General features: G+C 42.9%; 22 protein-coding genes. 18 read left to right on the top strand and 4 right to left on the bottom strand.

Annotated features, from left to right (window positions below; translation table 11 throughout):
- The first annotated feature begins 83 nt into the window (after positions 1-83).
- The 11 genes from DJ568_RS04845 to DJ568_RS04795 all read left to right on the top strand — a co-directional run bounded on the left by DJ568_RS04845 (position 84) and on the right by DJ568_RS04795 (position 10,766).
- Positions 84-584, top strand: coding sequence for a DinB family protein (locus DJ568_RS04845; RefSeq protein ID WP_114004114.1), 501 nt, complete (start codon positions 84-86; stop codon positions 582-584).
- Between the two features lie 109 nt (positions 585-693).
- A complete protein-coding gene (locus DJ568_RS04840) occupies positions 694-1,125 on the top strand; it encodes a LexA family protein (RefSeq protein WP_114004113.1) in 432 nt (143 codons plus the stop codon).
- On the top strand, positions 1,109-2,362 hold the full coding sequence (locus DJ568_RS04835) for a Y-family DNA polymerase (protein WP_158534873.1): 1,254 nt from the start codon (positions 1,109-1,111) through the stop codon (positions 2,360-2,362). Before DJ568_RS04840 ends, DJ568_RS04835 begins: the two co-directional genes overlap by 17 nt.
- A 65-nt stretch (positions 2,363-2,427) precedes the next feature.
- The gene (locus tag DJ568_RS04830; RefSeq protein ID WP_114004111.1) at positions 2,428-3,042 is read left to right on the top strand and encodes an SOS response-associated peptidase family protein; all 615 of its coding nucleotides are present in this window, start codon (positions 2,428-2,430) and stop codon (positions 3,040-3,042) included.
- A gap of 106 nt (positions 3,043-3,148) precedes the next feature.
- Positions 3,149-3,427 carry a hypothetical protein gene (locus DJ568_RS04825; protein WP_114004110.1) on the top strand — a complete coding sequence of 93 codons (279 nt, stop codon included), beginning with the start codon at positions 3,149-3,151 and terminating at the stop codon, positions 3,425-3,427.
- A gap of 87 nt (positions 3,428-3,514) precedes the next feature.
- Positions 3,515-4,864: a magnesium transporter gene (mgtE, locus tag DJ568_RS04820; RefSeq protein ID WP_114004109.1), complete on the top strand. Its 1,350-nt coding sequence runs from the start codon at positions 3,515-3,517 to the stop codon at positions 4,862-4,864.
- 22 nt (positions 4,865-4,886) lie between these two features.
- Entirely contained in the window at positions 4,887-5,906 is a 1,020-nt protein-coding gene (gene bioB / locus DJ568_RS04815; protein ID WP_114004108.1) for a biotin synthase BioB, read from the top strand.
- Positions 5,907-5,958: 52 nt separating this feature from the next.
- Complete coding sequence (locus DJ568_RS04810; protein ID WP_114004107.1) at positions 5,959-6,573, top strand: PAS domain S-box protein; 615 nt, start codon at positions 5,959-5,961, stop codon at positions 6,571-6,573.
- 126 nt (positions 6,574-6,699) lie between these two features.
- Complete coding sequence (locus tag DJ568_RS04805) at positions 6,700-7,956, top strand: putative DNA modification/repair radical SAM protein (RefSeq protein ID WP_114004301.1); 1,257 nt, start codon at positions 6,700-6,702, stop codon at positions 7,954-7,956.
- Positions 7,956-8,717 carry a TIGR03915 family putative DNA repair protein gene (locus DJ568_RS04800; RefSeq protein ID WP_233496626.1) on the top strand — a complete coding sequence of 254 codons (762 nt, stop codon included), beginning with the start codon at positions 7,956-7,958 and terminating at the stop codon, positions 8,715-8,717. The genes DJ568_RS04805 and DJ568_RS04800 overlap by 1 nt, the downstream gene beginning before the upstream one ends.
- Positions 8,718-9,416: 699 nt before the next feature.
- Complete coding sequence (locus DJ568_RS04795) at positions 9,417-10,766, top strand: PhoH family protein (RefSeq protein WP_114004105.1); 1,350 nt, start codon at positions 9,417-9,419, stop codon at positions 10,764-10,766.
- A 72-nt stretch (positions 10,767-10,838) separates the two neighbouring features.
- Here DJ568_RS04795 and DJ568_RS04790 read toward each other — a convergent pair whose 3' ends face one another.
- Complete coding sequence (locus DJ568_RS04790) at positions 10,839-13,025, bottom strand: FUSC family protein (protein WP_233496625.1); 2,187 nt, start codon at positions 13,023-13,025, stop codon at positions 10,839-10,841.
- A gap of 172 nt (positions 13,026-13,197) precedes the next feature.
- Between DJ568_RS04790 and DJ568_RS04785 the strand changes: the two genes are divergently transcribed.
- On the top strand, positions 13,198-15,780 hold the full coding sequence (locus DJ568_RS04785) for a phosphoenolpyruvate carboxylase (protein WP_114004104.1): 2,583 nt from the start codon (positions 13,198-13,200) through the stop codon (positions 15,778-15,780).
- Between the two features lie 88 nt (positions 15,781-15,868).
- Complete coding sequence (locus tag DJ568_RS04780) at positions 15,869-16,393, top strand: DUF4142 domain-containing protein (protein ID WP_114004103.1); 525 nt, start codon at positions 15,869-15,871, stop codon at positions 16,391-16,393.
- Here DJ568_RS04780 and DJ568_RS04775 read toward each other — a convergent pair.
- A complete protein-coding gene (locus DJ568_RS04775; protein ID WP_114004102.1) occupies positions 16,385-17,587 on the bottom strand; it encodes a DUF763 domain-containing protein in 1,203 nt (400 codons plus the stop codon). The genes DJ568_RS04780 and DJ568_RS04775 overlap by 9 nt on opposite strands.
- Before the next feature lie 85 nt (positions 17,588-17,672).
- Here DJ568_RS04775 and DJ568_RS04770 point away from each other — a divergent pair, with 85 nt between their 5' ends.
- Entirely contained in the window at positions 17,673-18,614 is a 942-nt protein-coding gene (locus DJ568_RS04770) for an SMP-30/gluconolactonase/LRE family protein (RefSeq protein WP_114004101.1), read from the top strand.
- A gap of 52 nt (positions 18,615-18,666) precedes the next feature.
- Here the strand turns inward: DJ568_RS04770 and DJ568_RS04765 are convergent, their stop codons facing one another.
- Positions 18,667-19,704, bottom strand: coding sequence for a LacI family DNA-binding transcriptional regulator (locus DJ568_RS04765; RefSeq protein WP_114004100.1), 1,038 nt, complete (start codon positions 19,702-19,704; stop codon positions 18,667-18,669).
- 119 nt (positions 19,705-19,823) lie between these two features.
- Between DJ568_RS04765 and DJ568_RS04760 the strand changes: the two genes are divergently transcribed.
- Together DJ568_RS04760 and xylA are read left to right on the top strand one after the other, a co-directional pair.
- A complete protein-coding gene (locus tag DJ568_RS04760; protein WP_114004099.1) occupies positions 19,824-21,305 on the top strand; it encodes a xylulokinase in 1,482 nt (493 codons plus the stop codon).
- A gap of 57 nt (positions 21,306-21,362) precedes the next feature.
- Complete coding sequence (gene xylA, locus DJ568_RS04755) at positions 21,363-22,691, top strand: xylose isomerase (protein WP_114004098.1); 1,329 nt, start codon at positions 21,363-21,365, stop codon at positions 22,689-22,691.
- A gap of 86 nt (positions 22,692-22,777) precedes the next feature.
- Here the strand turns inward: xylA and DJ568_RS04750 are convergent, their stop codons facing one another.
- Entirely contained in the window at positions 22,778-24,526 is a 1,749-nt protein-coding gene (locus tag DJ568_RS04750) for a phosphoenolpyruvate hydrolase family protein (RefSeq protein ID WP_114004097.1), read from the bottom strand.
- A 200-nt stretch (positions 24,527-24,726) separates the two neighbouring features.
- Here DJ568_RS04750 and DJ568_RS04745 point away from each other — a divergent pair, with 200 nt between their 5' ends.
- Together DJ568_RS04745 and DJ568_RS04740 are read left to right on the top strand one after the other, a co-directional pair.
- Complete coding sequence (locus tag DJ568_RS04745; protein WP_114004096.1) at positions 24,727-25,572, top strand: phosphoenolpyruvate hydrolase family protein; 846 nt, start codon at positions 24,727-24,729, stop codon at positions 25,570-25,572.
- A gap of 2 nt (positions 25,573-25,574) precedes the next feature.
- The gene (locus DJ568_RS04740) at positions 25,575-26,795 is read left to right on the top strand and encodes a Tm-1-like ATP-binding domain-containing protein (RefSeq protein WP_114004095.1); all 1,221 of its coding nucleotides are present in this window, start codon (positions 25,575-25,577) and stop codon (positions 26,793-26,795) included.
- Positions 26,796-26,902: the final 107 nt, after the last annotated feature.

Below are 26,902 nucleotides of genomic sequence, written 5' to 3'. Positions count from 1 at the left end.
TGAAAATCCTCTGATCAGACCAATCAGCGCAAACAATGATAACAGGATATTTGTAAACCATAATAATAGCCAACGATATTATTATGGACGATATCACCTTTGCACAAGCCTTCGCAAAAGAACTTGAAGCCGAAACAGGCGCTACAAGAAAATGTATAGAACGTATTCCGGAATCAGAATGGGGGTGGAAACCGCACGAAACATCGATGCCATTGGGGTACCTTACTCATTTAACCGCCGAGATACCTTTATGGATAGCCTCCATGATAGAAGCCACAGAAATTGATTTTGTTACCTATCCGCACTTTCAGGCAAATACAAGCGATGAGTTGGTAGCGCACTTTAACGATAATGTGCAAAAGGCGCAGGCAGCTTTAGCTCGTGTAAAAAATAACGACCTTGACGAAACATTTGAGTTGAAGGCCAATGGTAAAGTAGTGTTTAGCGCGCCCAAACGCGTGCATATTGAAATGACGGTCAATCATATGGTTCATCATCGCGGTCAGTTAACGGTCTACATGCGGCTTAAGGGTATAAAGGTGCCTTCAATTTACGGCCCGTCTGCAGATGATAATAATTTTTAGATTGTTTCAATCGTAATCTATATACAACCACCTTGTGTGAGGTATTTTACAAAATTGTTGCCTGAATTTACTTCAATTTAATTACATTTGCTAAAAAAATTAGCATTGTATGCGGTTAAAAAAGCAACGTACCAAACGGGATGTATTAGGTTTCAGGCTGCCTATGTTAACGCACGAGGAGCCGGAGCTTGATATAACCGACATAACGGTGATGGATCCTGACAATACCTTTTTTATGCGTATGGGCAGCGAGGCTATGCGCAGTTACAACATTTTACCTGATAACATATTAGTTATTGACAGAAGCCTGAGACCGGTAGCAGGCAGCATTGTTGTATTTTACCACGAAGAAGCATTCTTTACGCGCGAATACTGCCCGCAACCAGGCAGGCTCATGCTAAAGGCCGATAACACTGCAGACACGATAACGATTGAACAAACAGAAACATGGACTTGCTGGGGCGTAGTGATGCTGACGCTAAACCCCGTACTGCCGGCACAATTGCGAACGGGGAGGTATGCCAATGTTTGCGCATGTTGACATTAATAACTGTTACGTGAGTTGCGAAACGCTTTTTCAGCCGCAACTGAAAGGCAGGGTAGTGGTAGTACTTAGCAATAACGACGGCTGCGTTATAGCCCGCAGTAACGAAGCTAAGGCCCTGGGAATAAAGATGGCTGACGCGGAGTTTATGGTGCGCAAAAATCTGCGTGATAATAATGCCGTAATATTTAGCAGCAATTATCCGCTGTATGCCGATATGAGTGCACGGCTAATGAATAACCTGGCGCGTTACACCTATATGCTGATGGTGTACAGCATTGACGAAGCATTTATGGCGCTGGGCAACATACACAGCCTTAACCTGGATGAGCATGCTGATTTAATAACCCGCAATGTAATGCATGATACCGGCCTATCCATAACCCTGGGTATAGGCCCCACGCTTAGCTTGGCTAAACTGGCAAACAAGGCTGCCAAAAAACTCAGGCGTGATTACCTTGTGCTGGATACAGAAAAAAAAATTACGGAGGTGGTTGAAAATTTCCCGATAGAAGATGTTTGGGGAGTTGGGCTGGCGTATTATAAAAAGCTTTCGGAATATAACATTGCAACTGCAGCCGACTTTCGTAACCAGAAAGCTGACTGGGTGCGGCAGCATATGACTGTGCAGGGTTGGCGGCTTCACCAGGAATTATGGGGAAAACCGTGTAATGTGATAAGGGATGTAGCCGAGCGTTCAAAAGGTATTGAGAGTAGCCAGAGTTTTAACAGCTACCAAACCCGGCTTGAGCCCATTGAAGAAGCCGTGGCCATGCACGCCGCTACAGTAGCCCTTAAACTGCGACAGCAAAAAAGCATGGCGCTTACGCTTACTATTTACTTGCGTACCAACAAGCATAATGTAAAGCACGATCAGCATTACCCCAGTATTACAGTGAAGGTGCCGTTTGCAGCTAATAGTACGCACCAGTTTACCCGTATAGCTGTACAGGCGTTAAGGGCTATCTGGCAGCCGGGTTATAATTACTTAAAAACCGGCATCAGGGCTACCGGCATTATCCCGGCAGGAGAAGTACAGTATAATTTGTTTAACGGCTACCATAATAACCGTGAACAAAGGCTTGCCGAATTGATGGACGATGTAAATCAACGGTTCGGTCGCGGGGCGCTTAAACTGGCTGTTGAAGGGTTTGATAAAAAATGGGCTATGAAACAGGACTATCTGAGTAAAAAGTACACTACCAATTGGAAAGATATTATCATAACAAAATAATATAATCTACTAAATTTTGCATGATTTGCTAAAAATATTAGCTTTGTATAATTAATAGATGACACATGTGCGGACACGTAGAGATAGGCGAACAAAAACATATTAAAGTTATCACCCGGGATGGCAGTGTTTATAAGCCAAAAAACAATGGGGGGACTAACCCAGGTTCTATGCTGCCGGTGGTTACCGATGCTATGCCCGACAAGGTGCAGCAGTTTCGCTGGGGTTTATTGTCGCTTGATGATGATAAAATTCATAGCAAAAATAAACATGCGCGGATAGAATCGTTATTTACGGTGCCATTGTGGAATGAATTAATTGGCCGTAAGCATTGCGTGGTGCGCATACAGGCATTTTTTGAGTACAATAGCGAACAGGAGCGCACATACCGTATTGAACGTGCAGATGGGCAGCCGTTTTATATTGCCGGGCTGTGGGACATATGGATTGACATTAAAACAAATGTTTTGTTGCCTACGTTCGTTATGATCACTATGCCACCTAATCCGGCTATGGCAGAGATACATAACCGGATGCCGGCAATACTAGAACGCGCCGGGGTTAAAACCTGGATCAACGCTAATTATACAAGCGTGCAACGTGTGGATTTTCTGCGAAAAAATCCCTGCCGGTCCGAAGATCTGAAGATAACCGTGCATAAGGATCATAAGAAGGAATAAGCCAAATGTGCAGCCATCTGCGGTTAGATTTTTTACTGTTTCGCAAACAAATTTCAAACCCTTTGGTTAAATCTTCTATATAACACATATTCCCATATAAAACATCATGAACAGTCTGCCATTAGGGATCTATCTCGAGAAAGAGAAAAGATTTGAGTTTGACTTTGTTAAGCATCTGTTAAAAATAAGCTATTACAGGGATGCTAAAGTTGCCGGTACTGTTGTTTCACCTTTTCGAATGATCAACAACGAAGGCGATATGTATTTGCTCATACACAACTATGACCGTTTGGGCGAGCGCAGGATAATGATCGAGTCTATGAACCAGGACGAACTTATTATCAATCACGAAAACATCTCATATAAGCTTAGTAAAGTGGCTTAACATCACAAAATTAAATTAACCCCGGGGCGATCAATAAATCGCCCTTTTTTATTTCGGTTGGGTATAATTTGTTTAATTTAGTCGGGCATGCAATCTTTTGAAATTGATAAGTCCGACCTGCTGCGCATTAAAACTGCGCTGGAGGGTGATGATGCCGAATTGGAGAGGGTATTAAAGGAATATCACGCCTCAGAGATAGCAATCATTTTTGAAAAACTCCCGCAAGAAGCCAAAGAGCGCATCATTACTATTCTCCCCACCGTATTTGCCTCGGAGGTGATCTCTGAAATGGGTGAGGAGTATCATCCGGAAAATATTTTAATAAGCCTTGATCCTGAAAAACGATCAGAGATCATCAAGGAGTTGGATGATGATGTGGCGACCGACATTATATCGCAACTGGATGAAGAGGAGCAGCAGGAGATTCTGGATGATATTGACGAAGAGGATGCCAGCAATATACGTACGCTGCTAAATTACGACGAAGAAACGGCCGGTGGGTTAATGACTACCGAGGTTCTGAAGGTAGGTGTAGATTTTGATAAAAAAACCGCGCTTGACGAGGTTATCCGTCAGTCGGAGGAAATGGAGGAATTTTATACCATTTTTGCGGTAGACGACAAAGATATATTGCAGGGCATCGTGTCTCTGAAGGATATTATTAAATCGCGTGCAGGTACTAAAATCAGGGACATTGTTGTAAAGGATTTTGTATTTGTTGAAGCCGGCCTTGACCAGGAAGAGGTGGCCAGGCTGATGTCACAGTACAACCTTACCAGCATACCTGTGGTTGATGGCCACATGAAATTGCTTGGGCGTATTACAATTGACGATATTATTGATGTAATGGAGGAAGAGAACACCGAGGATATATTGAAAATATCCGGTGTATCAGAAGATGAGGAACTTGCGGGTAACTGGCAGGACGCGGTGAAAAGCCGTTTACCGTGGCTTGTTATCAATTTAGCAACTGCTTTTCTGGCTGCTTCTATCATTCGTAATTTTGATTCAACAGTTGCTAAGCTGTCAATTATTTCAGCGTATATGACTATTATTGCCGGCATGGGCGGTAATGCCGCTACCCAGGCACTGGCGGTAACGGTTCGACGCATTTCGCTAAGCGACCTGACCGACAGGCAAGCCTATAGTACGGTATTTAAAGAATTTTTAGTAGGCATGATCAACGGTGCCTGCAACGGCCTTATAGTGCTGGCAGTAGCGCTGTTTTACGACGCAAACCCGATGTTGGGTGTAGTGTTGTTTTTAGCCATGACCTGCAACTTACTAATAGCCGGTGTTACCGGCGCTTCTATACCACTGGTATTAAAGCGTGTAGGGATTGATCCCGCGGTGGCGTCCTCTATCATAATCACTACGTTTACTGATTGCTTTGGATTTTTGCTCCCGCTGTGGTTAGCTTCCAGGCTTTTATTATAAATTTGTACCATTAATTATTGCAATGACAGAGGTAAGAAATAACTGGACACAGGAAGAAATAGCTGAAATATATCATTTGCCGTTACTGGACTTGATTTACCGCGCCGCAACCATACACCGCGAGAATAAAGATTATTCGGAAGTACAGATCAGTTCGCTTATATCCATAAAAACGGGTGGATGCCCCGAGGATTGTGCTTACTGCCCGCAGGCAGCACGGTATAACACCGGGGTTGATGTGCACGCTATAATGCCATTGCATGAAGTAATTATGGCAGCCCAAAAAGCTAAGGATGGCGGCGCTTCGCGTTTATGCATGGGTGCTGCCTGGCGTGAAGTACGTGATAACCGCGACTTTGATAAAGTGCTTGAAATGGTAAAGGCGGTAAACAGTATGGATATGGAGGTTTGCTGCACGCTTGGTATGCTTACCGAAAGCCAGGCGCAACGTTTGGCTGATGCCGGTTTATATGCCTACAATCATAATCTTGATACATCTGAAGACGACTATAAACGTATTATCACTACCCGCACCTATGATGATCGTCTGAAAACCCTTGAACATGCACGGAAAGCGAAATTAACTGTTTGCAGCGGTGGAATCATTGGCCTGGGCGAAACCGAAGAAGATCGTATTTCCATGCTCAAGACGTTGAGTAATTTGCCAAAGCACCCTGAATCTGTACCTGTTAACGCATTAGTGCCGGTTAAAGGAACTCCGCTCGCCGATCAGCCGCGTGTATCGGTATGGGATATGGTGCGGATGATAGCTACCGCACGTATTGTTATGCCAAAAACGGTTGTACGTTTATCGGCCGGCCGTACCGAGATGAGCACGGTAGAACAGGCCCTTTGCTTCATGGCGGGTGCCAATTCAATTTTCGCTGGTGATAAATTACTGACTACCCCAAATCCCGCTTTTGCTGATGATATGGCGATGTTTGAATTGCTGGGCCTTACACCACGCGAGGCATTTAAAAATGGCAGGCCTAATGAGCCCAAAGAACTAAGGGAAATGAGTATTAATGAAGTGATTGGTTAAAATTATTCAGGCGGTTTTAAACAAATACGGTAATAAGGTTGTATAAGATTTAATGCCTGTACAAGATTTTGAAGCCACAAAGGCACTCCTTCACGACTCAGACTTCTACTACATTATCTGTACAGACAATGAGGGCAATTATACTTATATAAATAATCATTATAAAAAGAGTTTTGCCTTCATTAACGATAACTTCGTAGGGCAGCCTTATCATATTACCATGCATCCTGATGATACTAAAGTGTGCCAGGAAGTTGGTGGAAAGTGTTATCAAAATCCCGGCAAACTTTTTCCGGCAACCATCCGCAAACATAATGGCCACGGTGGATTTATAGTTACGCAATGGGAATTCACTTTAATGGTAAAAAATGGTGAACCCGAAGGTGTATTTTGCCTTGGCTATGATATTACTGAATATGAAAGTGCCAAGAAACAAGTGGAAACCATTCACAAAGATTTGGAAACCAAGCAAGAGCTACTTGACGAAATAGCTTATGAACAGTCGCACATAGTACGTGCACCGCTTGCCAACATTATGGGTTTGGTAGGCATCCTGAAAAAACTTGATTTAAATGCCAGTGAAACAGCTATTATAAGTATGCTCGAAGAAAGCAGTAATCGGCTGGATGAGGTAATTAAGAACATTATAAAGAGAACAGACGGTTAACGTAAATACCGTTTCTGATTAATAAGCTTTTTTATATTCCTGCCATTCTTCTTGGCTACGCAAATTCGGAGTAAGCTTTTTCCTATTACCATCAAAAATACTAATATTTTTAGTATTTTTGATGGTATGAACGCTGATCGGATAACGGAGAAATTAAATATTCTGGCTGATGCCGCAAAGTATGACGTATCATGTGCATCGAGTGGGAGCAAGCGGAAAAATGAAAACAAAGGTTTAGGTAATGCCAGCAACGGCATTTGTCATTCTTATACAGAGGATGGCCGCTGTGTGTCATTATTAAAAATATTGCTTACCAACCATTGTATATTTGATTGCGCCTATTGCGTATCCCGTAGCAGTAATGATATTAAACGCGCCGGTTTTACTGTGCAGGAAGTAGTCGACCTGACTATAAATTTTTATCGCCGTAATTATATCGAAGGATTATTTCTCAGTTCAGGCATTTTTAAGGATGCAGATTTTACCATGGAGCGTCTTGTGCGGGTAGCAAAAAAGCTCCGCACCGAACATAATTTCAATGGTTATATTCATCTTAAATCCATTCCCGGTGCCAGCGACGAGTTGATGCGGGAAGCCGGGTTGTACGCCGACAGGCTAAGTGTTAACTTAGAAATGCCCACGGAGGCTGGTTTAAAGTTATTAGCCCCTGAAAAGAACCGCGAGGACATGATACAGCCCATGGGCTTTTTAAAGCATGAGATCATCCTGCGTACCGAAGAAAAAAAGCTATTTAAAAAGGCGCCGATTTTTGCGCCGGCCGGTCAGAGCACACAGGTGATAGTAGGAGCCACGCCCGAAACCGACAGGGAGGTATTGGGCTCTGCTAACTTTTTTTATAAAAACTTCAATTTGAAGCGGGTTTATTATTCGGGTTATGTGCCTGTACTGGCTGATAAGCGTTTGCCTGCACTAAATACCGCTGTACCTATGGTTCGCGAAAACCGATTATACCAGGCTGACTGGCTGATGCGGTTTTACGGTTTTAAGGTAAATGAAATAGTTAACAAAAACCAGCCCCACCTTGAATTGGATATCGACCCTAAATTAAGCTGGGCCATACGTAATATGCAGGTTTGGCCACTTGATATTAATAAAGCCGATTTGCAATTGATATTACGTGTGCCGGGTATAGGCTTGTTATCTGCTCAAAAAATTGTTAGTGCACGTAAGTTTGGCCGGTTAACCTGGGAACATATTAAACGGATGGGCGTGGCCTTAAATAGAGCAAGGTACTTTATTACCTGCAATAGCCGCGATTTTGAGCGCCGCGATCTTACCGGCACACGTATTAAGCAATTTATACTGGCCGAATCGCAAAGCAAATATTTAAAAAATTCGCAAACGCAGTTAAGCTTATTTTGATGATGACCAAATTGGTGTATGACGGTACCTTTGAAGGACTTTTAACCGCCGTTTTTGATATATATGAGCATAAACTAACGCATGTATACATCCACAAAGGCGATTGTAACCATAATGCGTTATTTGAAAATGTAATGCATGTAGTAACCGATAATAACCGGGCCGTAAGGGTGTTAAAGGGTCTGCGTCAAAAATTGTCAGCTGATGGTGTACAACGACTCTACATAGCGCATATGGCTGAAATGGAAGGCGAGGATCAACACTTATTAGGATATATTCGTTACGCTTTTGATTCTCCCCGCAATATCGAGGAGGATTTCGGTAACAGGCATGTTATGCGCCTCTCAGAAATAATACGTAAGGTACGGCGGGAAAAACACAGGATGGAAGCTTTTGTTCGCTTTCAAAAACTGCAGGACGGCACGTTTTATTCAGCAGTGGAACCAGATTTTAACGTATTGCCCTTACTGATACGGCATTTTAAAAGCCGTTACGCCGATCAGAAATGGACCATATATGATATAAAAAGGAATTATGGCATCCATTATGATCTGCACGATACGCAATTTATAGCTATGGATTTTACCGAAGGCAATAAGCCAGACAACGTTATAGCCGCTTTTACGGCGGATGAAGGCGTTTACCAGCATCTTTGGAAAAATTATTTTAAGAGTGTTAATATTCCCTCGCGTAAAAATATGAAACTGCATATCAGGCATATTCCTAAAAGATATTGGAAACATTTGCCCGAAAAAATTTAAGAGCAAATGCTGCGCCTGGTAAAAAAACCGCCAGCATTATCTTTCCCAAATAAGGCGGCTTTGTTGAACGCTGTTAATATTAACTTGTTAATAAAGCAATAAGTGCGATAGCTAAAGGCTTATCAGTGAACGGCTATGGGATTTAATAATTGTTAATTAAATTGTGAATAACCTGTTAAGAAAAATATCAAAAAAGTACTTGACAAATGTAACTGCCTGTGCTACCTTAGTATTATCAAGAACGACGTACATTGACAGCCTTACAGGATTTACAGAAACTGAATCGGGCAAACCTTAGGGGGCGCTAAAGATCAGGGGTTGCCTGAATTACACCGGAATGGCAGATGCGAAAGCAAAACCCAACGGAAAAACGTGATTAACGAGGCATTGCGGAGACCGCGGCACTCTAAGGAGTTAAAGCGGCGAGAAGCATTGGTCATGAAGCAGCCGGGTGCCCGCAAGGGTAAGAGGCGAGATCGGGCCGGTTATGATACACAAAACTTGATACTTTATAACGACTACGGTTGAAGTAAAGTTTAAAACGGAAGCACGATCGAAAGAGGTGGCTTCCGTTTTGCTTTTTATGGCTCTCCTCACTGCTTCGCTGTTGTCAGGAATCATTCGCCAAGCTTATCAATCTACGATTACACACCAAACAAAACTTTTTTTATCATATCCAAATATCTAATTTAGTAGGATATGAATAAGCATGGTAGAAACGGAAACGCTGCAGGTAAAAAGATATTTGTGTTGGATACATCCGTTATTCTTTACGACCATGATGCTTTTCAAAACTTCCAGGAGCATGACGTGGCTATACCGGTTCAGGTGCTTGAAGAATTGGATAATAAAAAATCAGGTAATGATACCCGTAACTTTGAAGCCCGGGCATTTCTGCGTTTAATAGATGATCTTTCTAAAAATAACCTCTTAAGCCAATGGACGTTATTAAACGGGCAAAGCAAAGGCAGCTTTAAAGTCATCATGAACAATCAGCCGGCAACTGATGCCGCAGAGGTTTTCGGGGCAGAAAAAGCAGATCACCGCATTTTAAACGCGGCCTTAAGCCTGCAGGAAGAACATCCTGACAAAAAAGTAGTACTTGTATCAAAAGACATCTGCCTCAGGCTCAAAGCCAAATCGTTGAACATCAATGCCGAGGATTACGAAACCGGAAAGGTGAAAGATGTAGATAAGCTGTACACCGGCATAACCCGGCTCGAAAAGATCACTGAAAAATTTATTGCGCGTATGAACAGGCAGGAGCGTGTGCCTGTAGACGAGCTTAATAACGAAAGTTATTCCAGTAACCACTTTTATATATTAAGGAGCAAAAAGACTGAAACTCCGGTGTTTTATAATACGCAATCGCGACTATTGGAGAAAGTTACCGAACATCCGGTAATGAACATTTCTCCACGCAATATTGAGCAGGCGTTCGCCATTCACGCTTTGCTGCATACCGATATAAAACTGGTTAGTATACAAGGAAACGCCGGTACCGGTAAAACATTGTTAGCCCTTGCCAGTGCGATAGAACAGCGCAAGTATTACAGGCAGATATTTGTTACCCGCCCCATAGTGCCTTTAAGCAACAAAGACATAGGCTTTTTACCGGGTGATATAAAGTCAAAAGTTGATCCTTATATGGCCCCTATATGGGATAACCTTAAATTCATTAAAGACCAGTTCGGCAGCGATGATAAAATGGCTGGCAAACTTGATGAACTTGTAAAAAATGATAAAATATCCATTGCACCGTTGGCCTTTATCCGCGGACGCACGTTAAGTAAGATATTTTTCATCGTGGACGAGGCGCAAAACCTCACTCCGCACGAAGTGAAAACCATTATATCAAGAGCTGGTGAAAACAGCAAGTTTGTTTTTACCGGCGATATTTACCAGATTGATACGCCTTACCTTGATGCAGAAAGTAACGGCCTATCATACCTGATTGACAAGGCAAAAAATCACCCGTTATACGCCCATATCACCCTGCAAAAAGGGGAGCGCAGCGAATTAGCAAATTTAGGAACCAAGCTTTTATAAAAGACTTTGGGGGATAGTAAGTAGAAATTACTGCCGGTATTTTTGGCTTATTATGATTGGTATTTTACGGTATTAATTATTGACAGAAACAACGTTATCAGTCGCGCGGGCGATATCATTACTTATCTTATTTATAAAGTTAAGCTGATCTTTTAGTAACGCTTCATCTGCTGAAGGTTCCAATGTTTCAGCTTCTTTATCCTCAGTTAGTTGTTTATCAACTTTAAAGTCAATTGTGGGGCCATGCAGCTTTACATTGGTGTCATTTAAAACTGCCAAGCTCTTTTTTATAGAACGAAGTGCATCAGGACGCGCTGTAGCCATAGATTTTCCTTTTAAGCCGGCAGCTATCATGGCGATATATGAAGACAATATGTGATTGAGCACCACAAACTTATGAATATCTTTTATGCCCCGCTGTTTGCTTTTGGGCTCGGACGTCATCCGCTGAAACGAAGATGATAAGTTAGCCGACTGTACGAAAACATCTTTACGCGCAAGTTTATATTCAGTGATGTCCACTGGTTTCCCTGCAAGCGCGTTACCTATTTTTACAAGGTAATTTACATTGGCATAAATAACATCGCGCATACTTTCCTTTATCAGTTCAAACTCCCATGATGGAAATACAAAATAGCTTGCTATAAAAGCGATTGAAGAACCTATGATGGTATCTATCATACGCTCCTGCACAACATTGTAGCCGGTTATACCTACAAACTTTAACATGATAAGGATAAACGGCGTCATAAACATCACCGCTATTACATAGTTTAGCCTGATAAAGCTATATGTGCCGAGCATGAATAACAGCATGATGAAGAACAATGCGGTTCTGTCCTTTATAAAATATAGGACAATAACACCCACTATACCACCGGCAATGGTGCCTGTGAGGCGTTGGTAATTACGCTCTTTTGATAAGCTAAAGCCCGGTTTAAGGATCACGATAATGGTAAGCAATATCCAATAGCTGTGGTTGCCCAGCGGAAAAATTTGTGATACAATGTACCCGACAAGGCAAACCAGCGCCACCCTTAAAGCATGTTTAAACGCTCCCGACCCTAACGTAAGGTTATCAAAAAATATATGAGGCGCGTATTCCTGGTGTGATACAAATTTGGATATCTGTATGTCATTGCTTTTTTCAAACAGCAACTGTGATGAGCTTGAATTATAATAATCGTAAATGTTGTGTATCTTCTGATTCAGATCGCGCAGGTTTATGAGGATTTTTTTTAACACCAGGTTGCTTGTACCGTCAGGATTGTTGCCAGCCTCGTCAATCTTTATTTTCAGCGCTTCCAGGTCTTTGTTAAGATCAGTCAGGCGTTTGTATCTGAGATTAGAAAGTACCATAAACCCTACATAATCAAGCTCGTCTGCCATTTTATGCAATAATTTATTTATGCTTTCGAGCACGCCGGTATCCTTAAATTTTTGACGGATATAGCCGTAATCATAATGTGTAGCCATTATTTGCTCAAACATATCCACCAGGTCAACAAACGTTAATACCAGTATACGGCTGGCATTGGTAGATTCTTTTACGTTTACGCGAGTTTTAAATAGCATCTCGCGAACGTTGTCCTGGTTATGCGAAACTTTAATCTGCTGTGTTACCAGTTTGTGATAATTGTCATCTATATCGGTACTGGCATCATAAAAATCAGCCTTTACGCGCAGAAACTGGGCTATATCGGCTACGTTTTCGCCCAATATTTGCTGTGCCGCCCTATATGGCCGTATCCTGAAAAATAGCAGGCTGAACAACATATACCAAATACCTCCTGCTAAAAGAATCCCGCTGAAAATAAATATTTCTACATAGGTGAGTTCCTTACTTATCATGAATATCATGGCCAGTAAACCTGCCGTACCTACAGAAGCAGCACGGTTGCCATAAACAATAAGTAATGAAAACAGGAAACAAAATAGTGCAATTTCAATACCCAGCGTTATTGGATTTAACCTGGCAAAACCTGTAATAACCGCTACCAGGAAAATAAGCGCATTACCAATAGTCATGGCATTGCGCTTATGCAAAACAGGGCCGGGGCTATCAATAACGCTCATACAAGCGGCACCAAGAGACAGGGTAAAGCCGATGTCCAGCCTGTTAAAATACAATGCGGACAATGCCGGGAGCAAGATACCCGCGGTCATACGCAGCCCATCGGCAAAATACTGGCTATAAAAAAAAGTTTTTACCTCTTTGGGCTGATAATCAGTTATTGTTTGTACAAGTGATTGTGCCACGATGTAAATTTAAATAATTATATATTGACGCCGTGTCATATATGAAAATGGCATAAATAGTCAATAAATATTAAAAATTCGCCGGTTTTTGCTTATTTTCATTAAATTCACGGCGACAAAGGGCATTTTTGTTGAAATCCCGAGTTATTTTGTTAAAACCCTATATAATATTATGCCGGCATCGTTAAAACTCAGTCAAAGAGAAGCAGCTTTTAACAACGAAGTTGTTGCCCGTTTTGAGTTGTATAACAGTTTGTTCCAAACACTTCCGTTTTATCAGGTTAAAGATACAGGTATTTTACTGCCATTTTTTAGCTCGCATTGCGAAAAAGGAGCTGCTAATCAATTAGCACCAACGGAAATTATCGAGTCCTTTTTCCAAAAGCATGTACCTGACATTGATCACCAGGAGCAGATAAACCGCATGTTCCGTTTTATACAGTACATAGAGCGGCAAGTGGTGCTTTTTGATGCTATTGAAGATTCGTCGTTTAGTAAAATTGGCCGTCCTGCAGATGCAGGCACATTGCAAAGCCTGTTGCAGCAAAGCGCCGGCAACGACCAGTCGCGTAAAGAAATCGCCGCCAAGCTTAAGGAGTTTTCGCTTCGCCTGGTATTAACGGCGCACCCCACGCAGTTTTATCCGGGTACCGTACTAGGCATCATGACAGATCTGATAGAGGCGTTAAAGCATAACGACGTCAATTCTATTGATGAACTGCTACAGCAATTAGGCAAAACACCATTCTTTAATAAAACATCGCCAACGCCTGTAGATGAGGCTGTTAGCCTTGTTTGGTTTTTGGAGAATATATTTTATCATGCCTATGCCGGCATTCAGTCGACATTGGAGGATGAGTTTGATATAGATATAACCGACAGCCACCAGTTACTTGAGCTTGGTTTTTGGCCGGGCGGCGATAGGGACGGCAACCCTAATGTTACGCCCGACAGTACAAAAACAGTAGCCAACACGTTAAGGCAAATATTATTCAGGTGCTACTATCGTGATTACCGCGTGTTAAAACGCCGTATTACTTTCAGGGGCTTCGGCAAAACGTTAAAAAATCTCGAAAAACTCCTCTATCAAAATGCCTTTAATCCCCCAAAGGATCCTACTGATGTACAGGGCGAGATACTCGACCTGCTGCAAACCATCCGCGAGATATTGATAAATGATCATGACAGTTTATTTATTGATATAGTGGAAGGGCTGATACGCAAAGTGAGGTTATTTGGCTGTTATTTTGCCACGCTTGATATAAGGCAGGATAGCCGTGTACTCCGGAACGTATTTAAATACGCAGCCCAAAATGCAAGTGGCACCGGAATATCCGCAGATTACCAGGAGTTTGATGAAGATAAAAAGTTACAGGAAATTAAGTTTAACGAGGTTGACTTTAGCTGTCCGGAAGATGAAGATCCGTTAGTGTGCGATACATTAACCACAATACGCTTAATGAAAAAGCTGCAGCAAAGCAACGGTGAAAAAGCCTGCCAGCGCTTTATTATAAGCAACTGCCAGCAGGCGTCGGACATTTTGCAGCTAATGAACCTGTTTTTATGGAGCGGTTGGGAAAAAGACAGTCTGACGGTTGACTTTGTGCCTTTATTTGAAACGGTTAACGACTTAAAACATGCTGCCGGCGTGATGGAGAAGTTATATACTCATCCGTTTTACAAAGCGCATTTAAAGAAACGCGGTAATTTCCAGACAATTATGCTGGGCTTTTCTGACAGTACCAAGGATGGCGGTTACCTGATGGCTAATTGGTCAATATACAAGGGTAAGGTTGAACTTACCGCAATGGCACGTAAACACGGCATCGACCTGGCGTTTTTTGACGGAAGGGGGGGGCCGCCGGCACGTGGCGGTGGCAAAACTCACCGTTTTTATTCGTCAATGGGCGAAGAGATAGCCAATGACCATATACAACTAACTATACAAGGCCAAACTGTAAGTTCATTATATGGTTCGGTTGAAACCGCACGGTTTAATATGGAGCAGCTGATACATGCTGGCATTGTATCTGCCCTGCACCCAAACCGGCACGACCTGCTTGACGACAAGCATAAAAAGTTGATAGGGGATATGGCGGAGGCGAGCCATAAGCTGTTTTTAGCACTGCGCGAACATCCGTCATTTTTAGAGTACCTTGAGAAGTATAGTCCGTTAAAGTTGCTTTCGATGGTAAACATAAGTAGCCGCCCAACAAAGCGCAACGCTGATACACCATTAAAGCTGGAGGATTTGCGGGCCATAAGTTTTGTTACCTCATGGAGCCAGTTAAAGCAAAGCATACCGGGATTTTATGGTGTGGGAACTTCATTAAAAAAGATGAAAGACACCGGGCACTGGAAAGATGTACAGGAACTATACAAGGGCTCAGGCTTTTTTAAGACCATGCTGGATAACTGTATGATGTCTATGTCTAAATCAGATTTCAGGATCACTGCGCATCTTCAACAGGATGAAAAGTTCGGCGAATTTTGGACAATGCTTAAAAATGAATACGAGCTTACCAAAGCCATGCTGCTTGAACTAACAGGCGGCGAAAAGCTGATGCAGGAATACCCGGTTGAAGGACGTTCAATTGCCATACGCGAGAAGATAGTGCTGCCCCTTGTAATTATTCAGCACTATGCGTTGCAGCTGCTGAATAAAAATACAAACCCGGAGATGACGGAGATTTATAATAAGCTGGTGGTAAGAACTGTGTACGGTATTGTAAATGCGGGGCGTAACCTGGCGTAAAGTGCGACCGGCACATATGTTTGTATTTTTTAAACCAGATGCCAACTAAGTTGTTGTATTTGCTTAAGCGTATAACAACTTTAGTATTATGAAAAAAATTATGTGGCTTGGTTTAATACCGGTATTTTTAATGATACTAGGTTGTGAGGAACGGAGAGGAAGAAATTATAACACCAAACAGGCTGATAGTGATCTATCGGCTTTTGTTAACGAGGCTGCTGAAAACAGCTTAACAATTGCAGAGGCTTCAAACCTGGCTAAAAGTCATTCCGCAAATCCTGACATTAAGAAGTTTGCAGACACGCTATTTAATCACCATACCAGCCTAAACGAGGGCTTGCAAAATATCGCTTCGGATACCCAGGTTTCCTATACCGACACGATTAGTTTAAATAACCAGCGTGAGGTAGCGGTGTTGTCAGAAACGGATGCGAAAGCTTTCGATACAACCTATGTCAACATGATGCTCAAATACCATGAGCAGGCGGTAAAATTATTTACTAAAGCAGTCAACAGTAAGCAACCGGCGATCCAATCCTTCGCTCAAAAAAATGTCAATGCTATTACGGCACATCTTAACACGGTCCGGAATATGCACGCGTCGTTAAAATAATTTCAATTGTATTTTGCCGGGTGGTTTAGCGCGTCCAAACACGGTACGGCCACCATATTTCCATGAATCGTTTCTTTCATTTTCAATTACCTGGTCAAAATTAGTATTGGGAATGAAGTTATTTTCGGCGCGTTCCGCTATTTTTGATAAACGCTTTATAGCGTCACTTTTTTCACCATTGCCTAACTTTGATCGGTGTACGGCATTTTGTAAAACCCCAATTGTTTCATCGTAAACCTTGGTAGGTACAGGAAACGGATGACCGTCTTTTCCGCCGTGTGCAAATGAAAACCGCGCCGGATCTTTAAACCGCGACGGCGAACCATGAATAACCTCGCTAACCAGCGCCAGGGATTGCAGCGTACGCGGCCCAAGGCCCTGTAACAACAGCAATTCTTCAAAGTCGGCGGGTTGTTTTTCATGGGCCAGCCACAGCACAGTACCCAGTCGTTTCAAATCCACATCCTTCGCCTGTACATCATGGTGGGCAGGCATCACCAGCTGCTTAATATCTTTCAGTATTTTATCGGGATTTCCGGCTGCTATCTGCATAATGCCTTGCCGGGAGGTGTCGGCTTTTGAGTCGGCCATGTTTAATATTAAACCTGTATTGTGCCCATAAATGGAAGCATGAGGATCGGCTACAAATGAAGTAAGACCTTCTGAATGCCAATGATACCGCCGCGCGGTGCTGCTGAGGTTGCTCATACCTTGTTGTATAACACACCATTGCCCGGTACTGCTCACAATAAAATTATGGGTATACAATTGAAAACCGTCCTGTACAGCGGTATTATCAACTTTTGCGCTTAACTTACTGCATCTAACCAGTTGGTGGCCATTTAAGCCGGTTGCTTCTGCAACACGCAGTAGTTCGGCCGGCGTATTGGTTGAATGCCTGCCTTTACCACCGCATATGTAAATACCCAGTTCCTTACTATGCGGGTTAACCGCCCGTTTTAAAGCACCCAGCACTGAGGTTGTTATACCCGAAGAATGCCAATCCATCCCCATTACAGCTCCAAGGCTCTGAAACCAAAACGGGTCGCTAAGCCGGCGCAGCAAATCGTTTTTTCCATAATCGGCTATAATATTTTCAACAATAGCTAGTCCCAACTTAGCCATACGCTCGGCCAGCCACGCAGGTACGTATCCATAATGTAAGGGCAAGTCCGCATTCCCAGATCTTTTCATGCTAACAAAATTAGCAAAATGGGTGTTAAAAACGTTACGCGAATTAAATATTTATTGTAATAAGTTTGTATTATATTAATCACTTATGAAACTTATTTCCAGTTTATTGCTAATCAGTTTGCCGGTAATTCTAACTGCGCCGGCATTTGTAAAAGACGGGTGGGGTATACAAGCTTTACACGCTGGAAGGGCTGACAGCACGCACAACCTGTTTGATACCCTCCAAAAACCGCGGCTGATATCAAGCCAGTTTAGCTTTACCGAGGGGCCTGTAGCCGATAAACATGGGAACGTTTATTTTACTGATCAGCCAAATAATAAGATATGGAAATACGGAATCAATGGTAAGCTGTCGGTGTTCATGGAAAATTCAGGCCGTGCTAACGGATTGTATTTTGATAAAAAAGGCAACCTCATTGCCTGCGCCGATGAGCATAACCAGTTATGGTCAATTAGTCCACGAGGAAAGGTAACCGTACTGTTAAAAGACCTTGAGGGCAAACGCCTTAACGGACCAAATGATGTTTGGGTGGCACCCAATGGCGGCTTGTATTTCACCGACCCATATTATCAACGTGACTATTGGACGCACAAGCAACCGGAACTTGACGGACAAAAGGTTTATTACTTGGCAAACGGCAGCAAAAAGCCGGTTATAGCCGATAGTGACCTGAAGCAGCCTAACGGTATAATAGGATCGGCGGATGGCAAATATTTATATGTTGCTGATATAGGCGACGGCAAAATCTATAAATACACAATTAACAATGACGGCAGTTTAACCAACCGCACCCTGCATGTTAAAGAAGGTTCAGACGGTATGACGTTGGATGAACGCGGTAACATTTATATTACTTTCGGTAGCCACGTAAGTATATTTAACAAAACCGGGAACTTAATTACGCGCATAAAGCTGCCCGAGCAGTGGACAGCTAATGTATGCTTTGGCGGGCGTATGCACGATATCCTGTTTATTACAGCATCTAAAAGTCTGTATATGCTAAAGATGAATGTAAAGGGAGATTAAGAGTATTAATCTCCAATTAAGATAGATCGATGAAAACGCTCGCTCGAATCAGTTAGACTTGCTGCGTTCTGGACGTTGAAGCCCGGACAATAAGTTTCGGCTTTACGCTTATCGTCCTGGGCACCACTACTGAATCTTTATTTTCCGATTCCTGGAAATACAAGTTAGCGATAGTCTTACCCATATAATTTGTAAACTGATCTATTGTGCTTATTGATGGGCTGGTTAATTCAGTAAAAGGTTCATTTGCATATCCTAGTATCCCCAGCTCATCAGGTACTTTAAAGCCCATAGAAGTAGCTACCTCTAAAACGCCTAACGCCGAAAAATCAGAGGTAGAGGCAAAGATGGCATCCGGTGGTTCGGGCAGGCTTAATAATTTACGTGTGCCTTCGGCGCCCAACTCTTTTGTCCAGGCATTTTCAACTATTAACTCATCAATTACCGGCATTTTGTGTTTGCGCAGGGCCTTTAAATACCCTGCTTTACGTTGCCTGAAAATGTTTAAGTTTTGCGGTCCTTCCAGCAGGGCTATTCGCTTATAGCCTTGTTCAATTAGGTGCGTAATACCTTCCAGCGTTGCCAATTCGTTATCATTAATAACTTTCAACGTTTCCAGTTCGTCAACCACGCGGTCAAACTGAATTAGTTGTATGTTGTGGTCTATAACATTTTGCAGGTGGGTATAATCTGTGCCTTCAGCCGCAACAGATATAATGATGCAATCGACGTGCTGATTAATTAAGGCATTAACACATTTAATTTCCTTTTCATGCGACTCATTGGATTGGCAGATGATGAGGTTGAAATTCTTACTATAAGTGGTTTCTTCGATACCGGAAATAACATTCGAAAAAAAATTCTGGTTGATGCGCGGCACAACCACACCAATGGTTTTATTCTCGCCCTTGCGCAGGTTTGATGCTAAAACATTTCTTTTATAATTCAGCTCGGCAGCGGTTTTCAATATCAGCTTCTTGGTATCCTCATTTACATGGTTGCTGTTATTTAACGCCCGGGATACTGAAGATGCTGTGATGTTGAGTTTTGCGGCAATATCGTATATGGTTGTCCTTTTCTTTGGTCTCATGTGTTGTTAAAGCTAACAAAAATAATTTAAGCAATCGATTGCGGGTTTGAAAATTTAATCTAAATTCGTGCAAAATAATAATTAATAGGAAAAACTATAGCAACCCCCTAAATCCAGTTATGCTTTTATTAGGTATAGATATAGGCACTTCATCGGTGAAGGTATCCATCATTGACGCTGATCCACAGCAAATTATTACCTCAGCTCAATATCCTGATGAAGAATCGCCCATTATCGCACTGCAATTAGGATGGGCCGAGCAATCGCCCGATATGTGGTGGGAGCAAACATTACAGGCGCTGAGCAGATGCCATAGTACAGGAAAGTATAACCCGGCAGATATAGCCGCCATAGGCATTGCTTACCAGATGCACGGCCTGGTATTGGTTGATAAAAACCAGCAGGTTTTACGTAACAGTATTATATGGTGTGACAGCCGTGCGGTGGAATACGGTGATAAAGCTTTTGATGCTATCGGGCACGAAACATGCTTATCACACATGCTAAATTCTCCCGGTAATTTTACCGCTTCAAAACTGGCTTGGGTAAAAGAAAACGAACCCGAGATATATGCGCGGATAGATAAGATTATGCTTCCAGGAGATTTCATTGCAATGAAGCTTACCGGGGAGATCACTACCTCTGAATCGGCCCTGTCTGAAGGTATATTCTTCGATTTTAAGAATAACGCTATATCTGAGCATGTTACTGGGTATTACGGTTTTAACAGTTCGTTATTTCCGCCGGTTCGCCCCGTGTTTTCATCACACGGCAACGTACGTGAGTCGGTAGCAAAAATCATGCGACTAAAAGCAGGCATACCCGTAACCTACAAAGCAGGCGATCAGCCCAATAACGCGTTATCACTAAACGTGCTTAACCCGGGAGAAGTAGCCGCTACAGCCGGAACTTCTGGTGTTATATATGGTGTAAGCGATCAGCTTGGTTTTGATCCGCAATCGCGCGTAAACACTTTTGCGCATGTGAACTACACGCATAACCTAAAACGTTTAGGCGTATTACTTTGCATAAATGGCACAGGCAGTCTTTACCGTTGGACGAAAAATTTGTTTGGCGCCGCTGTAAATTACACACAGATGAATGATGAGGCGGGTACGGTACCCTTGGGCAGTGATGGGCTGCGGATATTGCCGTTTGGCAATGGCGCCGAACGTATGCTTAACAATAAATTGGTAGGCGTGCACCTACATCATATTGATTTAAACCAGCATACCCGTGCGCACATATTCAGGGCGGTACAGGAGGGTATTGCCTGCGCGTTTCGTTATGGCCTGGATATCATGCGCGAAAATGGAATGAACCCAACCATCATCCGCGCCGGTAAAAGCAACCTTTTTTTAAGCAGGCTATTTACCGAAACCTTTGTAAATGTAACAGGCGTGCCTGTGGAGCTGTATAAAAATGACGGCAGCGCGGGGGCGGCATTAGGTGCAGGAATAGGAGCCGGAATTTTCGCTTCACCTGCCGAAGCTTTCAGCAACATGAAACCCATTGACCTGGTTGAACCGGTATCAAAAAGCATGGAACCGGTATATGGCGAATGGAAGGCGCTTCTGGACAGAGAATTATTAATTAACTGATATTCAACTAAACCATATCATATTTCACAGAAATCTACAAATCAATAATTAATACAAATGGGCGTAGTAACCGGAAACAAAGAATTTTTTAAAGGCATAAGTCAAATTAAGTACGAAGGCTTAGAATCTGATAATCCACTGGCTTACAGGTGGTACGATGCTAATAGGGTAGTAGCTGGCAAAACAATGAAAGAGCATCTGCGCTTTGCAGTAGCTTACTGGCATTCTTTCTGCGGCAACGGTGCCGATCCGTTCGGCGGGGCTACACACATTTTTCCATGGGATGAAAAGGCGGATGCAGTTGAACGTGCCAAAGATAAAATGGATGCGGCTTTTGAGCTTATTACCAAGCTTGATATGCCATACTATTGTTTCCATGATGTTGATGTTGTTGACTACGGTAATGACGTGAACGAGAATGACAGGCGCCTACAGGCGCTGGTTGAGTATGCTAAACAAAAGCAGGACGCCAGCGGAGTAAAGCTGCTTTGGGGAACCGCAAACCTGTTTAGCCACCGCAGATACATGAATGGTGCCTCAACCAATCCTGATTTCCATGTGCTTGCCCATGCAGGTGCGCAGGTAAAAGCTGCTTTAGATGCAACTATAGCGCTCAATGGCGAAAATTATGTATTCTGGGGCGGTCGCGAAGGTTACATGTCTTTATTAAACACTGATATGAAACGTGAGCAGGAGCATTTTGCCCGTTTTTTACATACTGCAAAAGATTATGCCCGTAAAAATGGGTTTAAAGGCACGTTTTTTATTGAGCCTAAGCCATGTGAACCTACCAAGCACCAGTATGATTATGATGCGGCAACTGTATTGGGTTTTCTGCAAAAGTTTGACTTGCTGAACGATTTTAAACTTAACCTGGAAGTTAACCACGCTACGTTGGCAGGGCACACGTTCCAGCACGAGTTGCAGGTTGCTGCTGATGCCGGATTGCTTGGCTCTATTGACGCTAACCGCGGCGATTATCAAAACGGCTGGGATACCGACCAGTTCCCTAACGATATTAACGAGCTCACCGAAGCTATGTTGATTATCTTAGAAGCTGGTGGCCTGCAGGGCGGCGGTGTAAACTTCGATGCAAAGATACGCCGTAACTCAACCGATCCGGCAGATTTATTCTACGCTCACATAGGCGGTGCGGATATATTTGCGAGGGCTTTGGTTACTGCTGATGCCATCCTTCAAAAATCTGATTACAAAAAGATTCGTAAAGATAGATATGCCTCTTTTGATTCAGGATCAGGAAAATCTTTTGAGGATGGTAAATTATCACTTGAAGACTTAAGGCAATATGCCATAGATAATGGCGAACCTGAAATACTTAGCGGCAGACAGGAGTATTTAGAAAACCTGGTAAACCGTTACATTTAAAATTTTTGCAACCTAAAACTGAAAGCCTTATGAAGAAATTAGTAAGGCTTTTTTTGCTGGCTTTGAACAAAATAACTTAGATATGATCAAAGTTGTTCATCACCCTCTTTAATCCATACATACAACGTTTTTCTGCTGATCCCTAATAAATTGGCTGCCTTACTTTTATTGCCACCGGCTTCACGCATTGCTCTTACCGCCCTTTCATGGTTATTCTCGTTATAACTCTGCGTTATTGCAGGCTTATCGGCATGCTTAAACGCTTTGCCTTCCAAAATTGGAGCGTCCTCAATCAGCGCGTGACGGGTTATAACCTGCTCCAACTCGCGTACATTGCCCGTCCAGTGATTGTTTTTAAGGCGGTCCATAAAGCTATTGGTAACGCCAATCAGTTTTTTGTCGAATTTAATGGAGAGTTTTGCCAGGATATTTGAAACCAGTAACGGAACGTCGCCGCTGCGTTCACGTAATGGCGGGATCTTAATAATAATAGTGCTCAGCCTGAAATATAAATCTACCCTGAATTTTCCCTCTTCCACCAACTTCTCCAGATTTTGATTAGATGCACAAAGTATCCTTACATCAACCGGTGTCGGTTTTTGTCCGCCCAGGGTAACAATCTCTCCTTGCTGTATAACCCGCAGCAAGGCTGCTTGCGCGTGCGGGCTTAGATCTGCTATTTCATCCAGGAAAAGTGTGCCTTTGTTTGCGAGTTCAAATTTACCTTGCCGGCGCATGGCAGCACCGGTAAATGCGCCTTTTTCATAACCAAAAAACTCGCTTTCTACCAATGTGTCCGGTATGGCACCGCAGTTGACAGTGATAAAAGGATGGCTTTTGCGCGGGCTTAATAAATGTATTTGATTGGCAACAAGCTCCTTGCCCGTGCCGGATTCACCGTCGATACAAACGTTCACATTGTAAGGGGCTATTTTTTGTATTAGCGTAAACAGGTTTTTCATCGGCGCCGATGAGCCCACCAGGTTGCCAAAGCGCGGTAAAGTATTGGCATTTGTGTTAGGGAAAGGTATGTTTTTGAAGCTTTTAACCTGCGCATTTATGGCCTGTTCAACCGGGAAGCGCTCAAATACCGAACCACCCGCGTAGCCGTGTAAGGGTATCTGTTTTAAAAATTCATCAAAATCTTCGGGTTTGGTAACATAGCCGCCATACAACAGTGAAAATGGTTTGTGGCCTGTGTCATGCACCATGGTAAGCATTTCCTTTGCTTTGGTTATTGATAGCTGAAGTTGATTGCGCTTTTCAATAGCGTCATCCATTTCAAAAGTTAAGCCTACATTAAGTATCAGGGCATCTACATTGCTTTTCGCAAACGTGCAGGCATCCTCAGCAGATAATGCAAAACCAAAGGTTACAAATCCCATTTCGCCGGCCTGCTGCAACATAGCTACTTCAGCCTCAATGCCAAGCCCCTCGGCTTCAAGATGATCTCTAAACGCTCCGTCGATAAAGCCGATAGCAGGCCAATTAGTTATGCCTTCAACACCGAGCGCCTTTAAACGCTCCAACCTTTTTTTTACCGGCAATTCAGGGTCGGTAGCGAAAACGCCGGCTACGATAGGGGTGGAGCTCACGTGCGGCAGTATATGGTACTTCAGCATCTCTTCCGTTTGGTTGTTGGCATTACCATAAGGCATAAATGCTGCCAGCGTACCATAGCCAATGTTACGATAGAAACCAGCATTAAGCGCGATGATCATATCTGCACCCGATTCTACGGCTGACTTTGCCGTATGGCCACTCCCTGTGGCAACCGAGATAAAAGGAGATGCCAGCCTATCCGCGTTCTTAATTACATTTTTTAGTAATGACATTTTTCGCTGCTATTCTAAAGAGTTACAATGTTTGTTACTTAAGGTAACACAAGGTAACAAATTTTATAAATTAAAAGTTCCTTTACTAAGAGAAAAAATAATATGGAAATTATTATTTAACTGATAATAAGGCTAAAAATTTTGTTAAAGGTTATTTGGTATAACATTTGCCTATAAGTGCCAAAGTGTAACCTTAATTTATGGCAACAATTACCAGATCACAAATTTTACAGGATTTTAAACAGAAAATTGCAGCGGGGCAGCCCATTATTGGCGGCGGTGCAGGAACAGGAATTTCGGCCCAGTGCGAAGAGGCTGGCGGAATTGATTTAATAGTAATATACAACTCCGGCAGATACAGGATGGCTGGCCGCGGCTCGCTGGCCGGGTTACTATCTTATGGCAACGCCAATGAGATTGTAAAGGAAATGGCGTATGAAATTTTACCGGCGGTGAAAAGTACGCCGGTGCTTGCAGGCGTATGCGGCACAGACCCTTTTATGATTAGGGACAGCTTTTTGAAAGAACTCAAAGCCCTTGGTTTTGCCGGTATTCAGAATTTCCCTACCGTAGGTTTAATAGACGGTGTTTTCAGGGCTAATCTTGAAGAGACAGGTATGAGCTACCAGCTTGAAGTTGATTGCGTTAAAGCGGCACATGACCTTGACATGCTTACCACTCCGTATGTATTTAATACAGATGAAGCAAAACTAATGACCAACGCGGGCGCCGATATTATAGTAGCGCACATGGGCCTTACCACTAAAGGGAAAATAGGCGCACAAACTGCAAAAACTATTGATCAGTGCGTAACCGAAATACAGGAGATCACCAATGTATGTAAAAGCATTAACAATGATGTAATAGTGCTTTGCCATGGCGGCCCGATAGCCGACCCGGAGGATGCGCAATATGTTTTGGACAGAACAACTGGCGTTGATGGTTTTTACGGCGCCAGCTCTATGGAAAGACTTCCTACCGAGATTGCTATTACTAACCAGATCAAGAAATTTAAGGGCATCACTTTTCAAACCAAGACAGCATAATAATGGCTAAAAAAGTTGTAGTTGTTGGTGCGTTTGATACCAAAGGCGCCGAGCATAAATTTATTATAGATATTTTTTTAAAGAACGGCCTGCAGGTAATTACTGTAAATACAGGAGTTATGGGCAGTACTGATTTGTTTAAGATAGATATATCATCAGATAAAGTAGCTGCGGCGGGCGGCACCTCGCTAACTACACTTCAAAACGCTAATGATAGGGGAGCGGCAATTAAAGCGATGACTGATGGCGTTGCAGTAGTTGTAAAGGAGCTATATGCAACAGAGGGTTTTGATGGTATTATTGGTATGGGCGGCACTGCCGGTACTGCTGTAGTAACCGCGGCCATGCGCGCTTTACCCTTTGGTTTGCCAAAAATATGCGTATCTACGGTTGCATCAGGCGATACTTCACCCTATTTAGGCACAAGTGACACTATTCTTATACCATCTTTAACAGATATATCAGGCATCAACTCGTTAAGCCGTGTGTTTCTAAGCAATGCGGCGGGTGCTTTAACGGGCATGGTAAATGCAATGGTTGAATCAACAGCTGATGAAAAGCCAATTGTGGCGGCGTCAATGTTTGGTAATACCACGCCCTGTATAGACAGTTGTCGCGAGATGCTGAGCAACAAAGGTTATGAGGTATTGGTGTTTCACGCTACCGGGGCAGGTGGCAAAACCATGGAGCAGCTTATTAAAGACGGCCATGTTAAAGGCGCTTTGGATATTACCACAACCGAATGGGCTGATACTATAGGGGGTGGTGTGTTTGACGCCGGTCCGCAAAGGCTTGACGGACCCGGCCAGGCAGGTATACCACACCTGATAGCGCCCGGCTGCATTGATATGTGCAACTTTGGTGCGCCTGATACCATACCCGCAAAATATAAGGACCGGCTATTTTATAAATGGAATCCGAATGTTACGCTGATGCGTACCACGCCTGAAGAAAATGCAGATATGGGAAGGATATTTGCCGAAAAGGCAAACGCATCTAAAGGCACGGTTAAATTTTTGATTCCTTTAAAAGGCTATTCAATGCTCGACTCAATAAAAGATGGCGAACCGCAATTATTTTGGGACCCGGCAGCCGACAGCGCATTTGTTGATGCCTTAAAAAGCAACCTTAAACCCGGTATCGAGGTTATAGAATTAGATGCCAATATTAACGACCCTATGTTTGCACAAAAAGCTGTAGAGCTGTTTTTGCAAATGATGTAAGATAATACCAATTAAATTAAAGTATACAGGTAACACCTGTTACTATTGAACCCTACCTGTTTGCTGTTTTCAGCAAACAGGTTATTTTAGGTTAACCCCGATTATTT

The sequence above is a fragment of the Mucilaginibacter hurinus genome (assembly GCF_003324525.1).
In the GTDB taxonomy this organism is placed as follows: domain Bacteria; phylum Bacteroidota; class Bacteroidia; order Sphingobacteriales; family Sphingobacteriaceae; genus Mucilaginibacter; species Mucilaginibacter hurinus.
Note: the sequence above shows the minus strand (reverse complement) of the source record. Positions and strands in the feature narration are given on the sequence as shown.

Bases quoted from the DNA above. Each gene is read 5' to 3' on its own strand.
- DJ568_RS04770 (WP_114004101.1), top strand. From the start codon at position 17,673: ATGAAACTTATTTCCAGTTTATTGCTAATCAGTTTGCCGGTAATTCTA.
- DJ568_RS04785 (WP_114004104.1), top strand. From the start codon at position 13,198: ATGCCGGCATCGTTAAAACTCAGTCAAAGAGAAGCAGCTTTTAACAAC.
- bioB (WP_114004108.1), top strand. From the start codon at position 4,887: ATGACAGAGGTAAGAAATAACTGGACACAGGAAGAAATAGCTGAAATA.
- DJ568_RS04800 (WP_233496626.1), top strand. From the start codon at position 7,956: ATGATGACCAAATTGGTGTATGACGGTACCTTTGAAGGACTTTTAACC.
- xylA (WP_114004098.1), top strand. From the start codon at position 21,363: ATGGGCGTAGTAACCGGAAACAAAGAATTTTTTAAAGGCATAAGTCAA.
- DJ568_RS04835 (WP_158534873.1), top strand. From the start codon at position 1,109: ATGTTTGCGCATGTTGACATTAATAACTGTTACGTGAGTTGCGAAACG.
- DJ568_RS04745 (WP_114004096.1), top strand. From the start codon at position 24,727: ATGGCAACAATTACCAGATCACAAATTTTACAGGATTTTAAACAGAAA.
- DJ568_RS04740 (WP_114004095.1), top strand. From the start codon at position 25,575: ATGGCTAAAAAAGTTGTAGTTGTTGGTGCGTTTGATACCAAAGGCGCC.
- DJ568_RS04795 (WP_114004105.1), top strand. From the start codon at position 9,417: ATGAATAAGCATGGTAGAAACGGAAACGCTGCAGGTAAAAAGATATTT.
- DJ568_RS04825 (WP_114004110.1), top strand. From the start codon at position 3,149: ATGAACAGTCTGCCATTAGGGATCTATCTCGAGAAAGAGAAAAGATTT.
- DJ568_RS04840 (WP_114004113.1), top strand. From the start codon at position 694: ATGCGGTTAAAAAAGCAACGTACCAAACGGGATGTATTAGGTTTCAGG.
- DJ568_RS04810 (WP_114004107.1), top strand. From the start codon at position 5,959: ATGCCTGTACAAGATTTTGAAGCCACAAAGGCACTCCTTCACGACTCA.
- DJ568_RS04775 (WP_114004102.1), bottom strand. From the start codon at position 17,587: ATGAAAAGATCTGGGAATGCGGACTTGCCCTTACATTATGGATACGTA.
- DJ568_RS04750 (WP_114004097.1), bottom strand. From the start codon at position 24,526: ATGTCATTACTAAAAAATGTAATTAAGAACGCGGATAGGCTGGCATCT.
- DJ568_RS04845 (WP_114004114.1), top strand. From the start codon at position 84: ATGGACGATATCACCTTTGCACAAGCCTTCGCAAAAGAACTTGAAGCC.
- DJ568_RS04805 (WP_114004301.1), top strand. From the start codon at position 6,700: ATGAACGCTGATCGGATAACGGAGAAATTAAATATTCTGGCTGATGCC.
- DJ568_RS04830 (WP_114004111.1), top strand. From the start codon at position 2,428: ATGTGCGGACACGTAGAGATAGGCGAACAAAAACATATTAAAGTTATC.
- mgtE (WP_114004109.1), top strand. From the start codon at position 3,515: ATGCAATCTTTTGAAATTGATAAGTCCGACCTGCTGCGCATTAAAACT.
- DJ568_RS04780 (WP_114004103.1), top strand. From the start codon at position 15,869: ATGAAAAAAATTATGTGGCTTGGTTTAATACCGGTATTTTTAATGATA.
- DJ568_RS04765 (WP_114004100.1), bottom strand. From the start codon at position 19,704: ATGAGACCAAAGAAAAGGACAACCATATACGATATTGCCGCAAAACTC.
- DJ568_RS04760 (WP_114004099.1), top strand. From the start codon at position 19,824: ATGCTTTTATTAGGTATAGATATAGGCACTTCATCGGTGAAGGTATCC.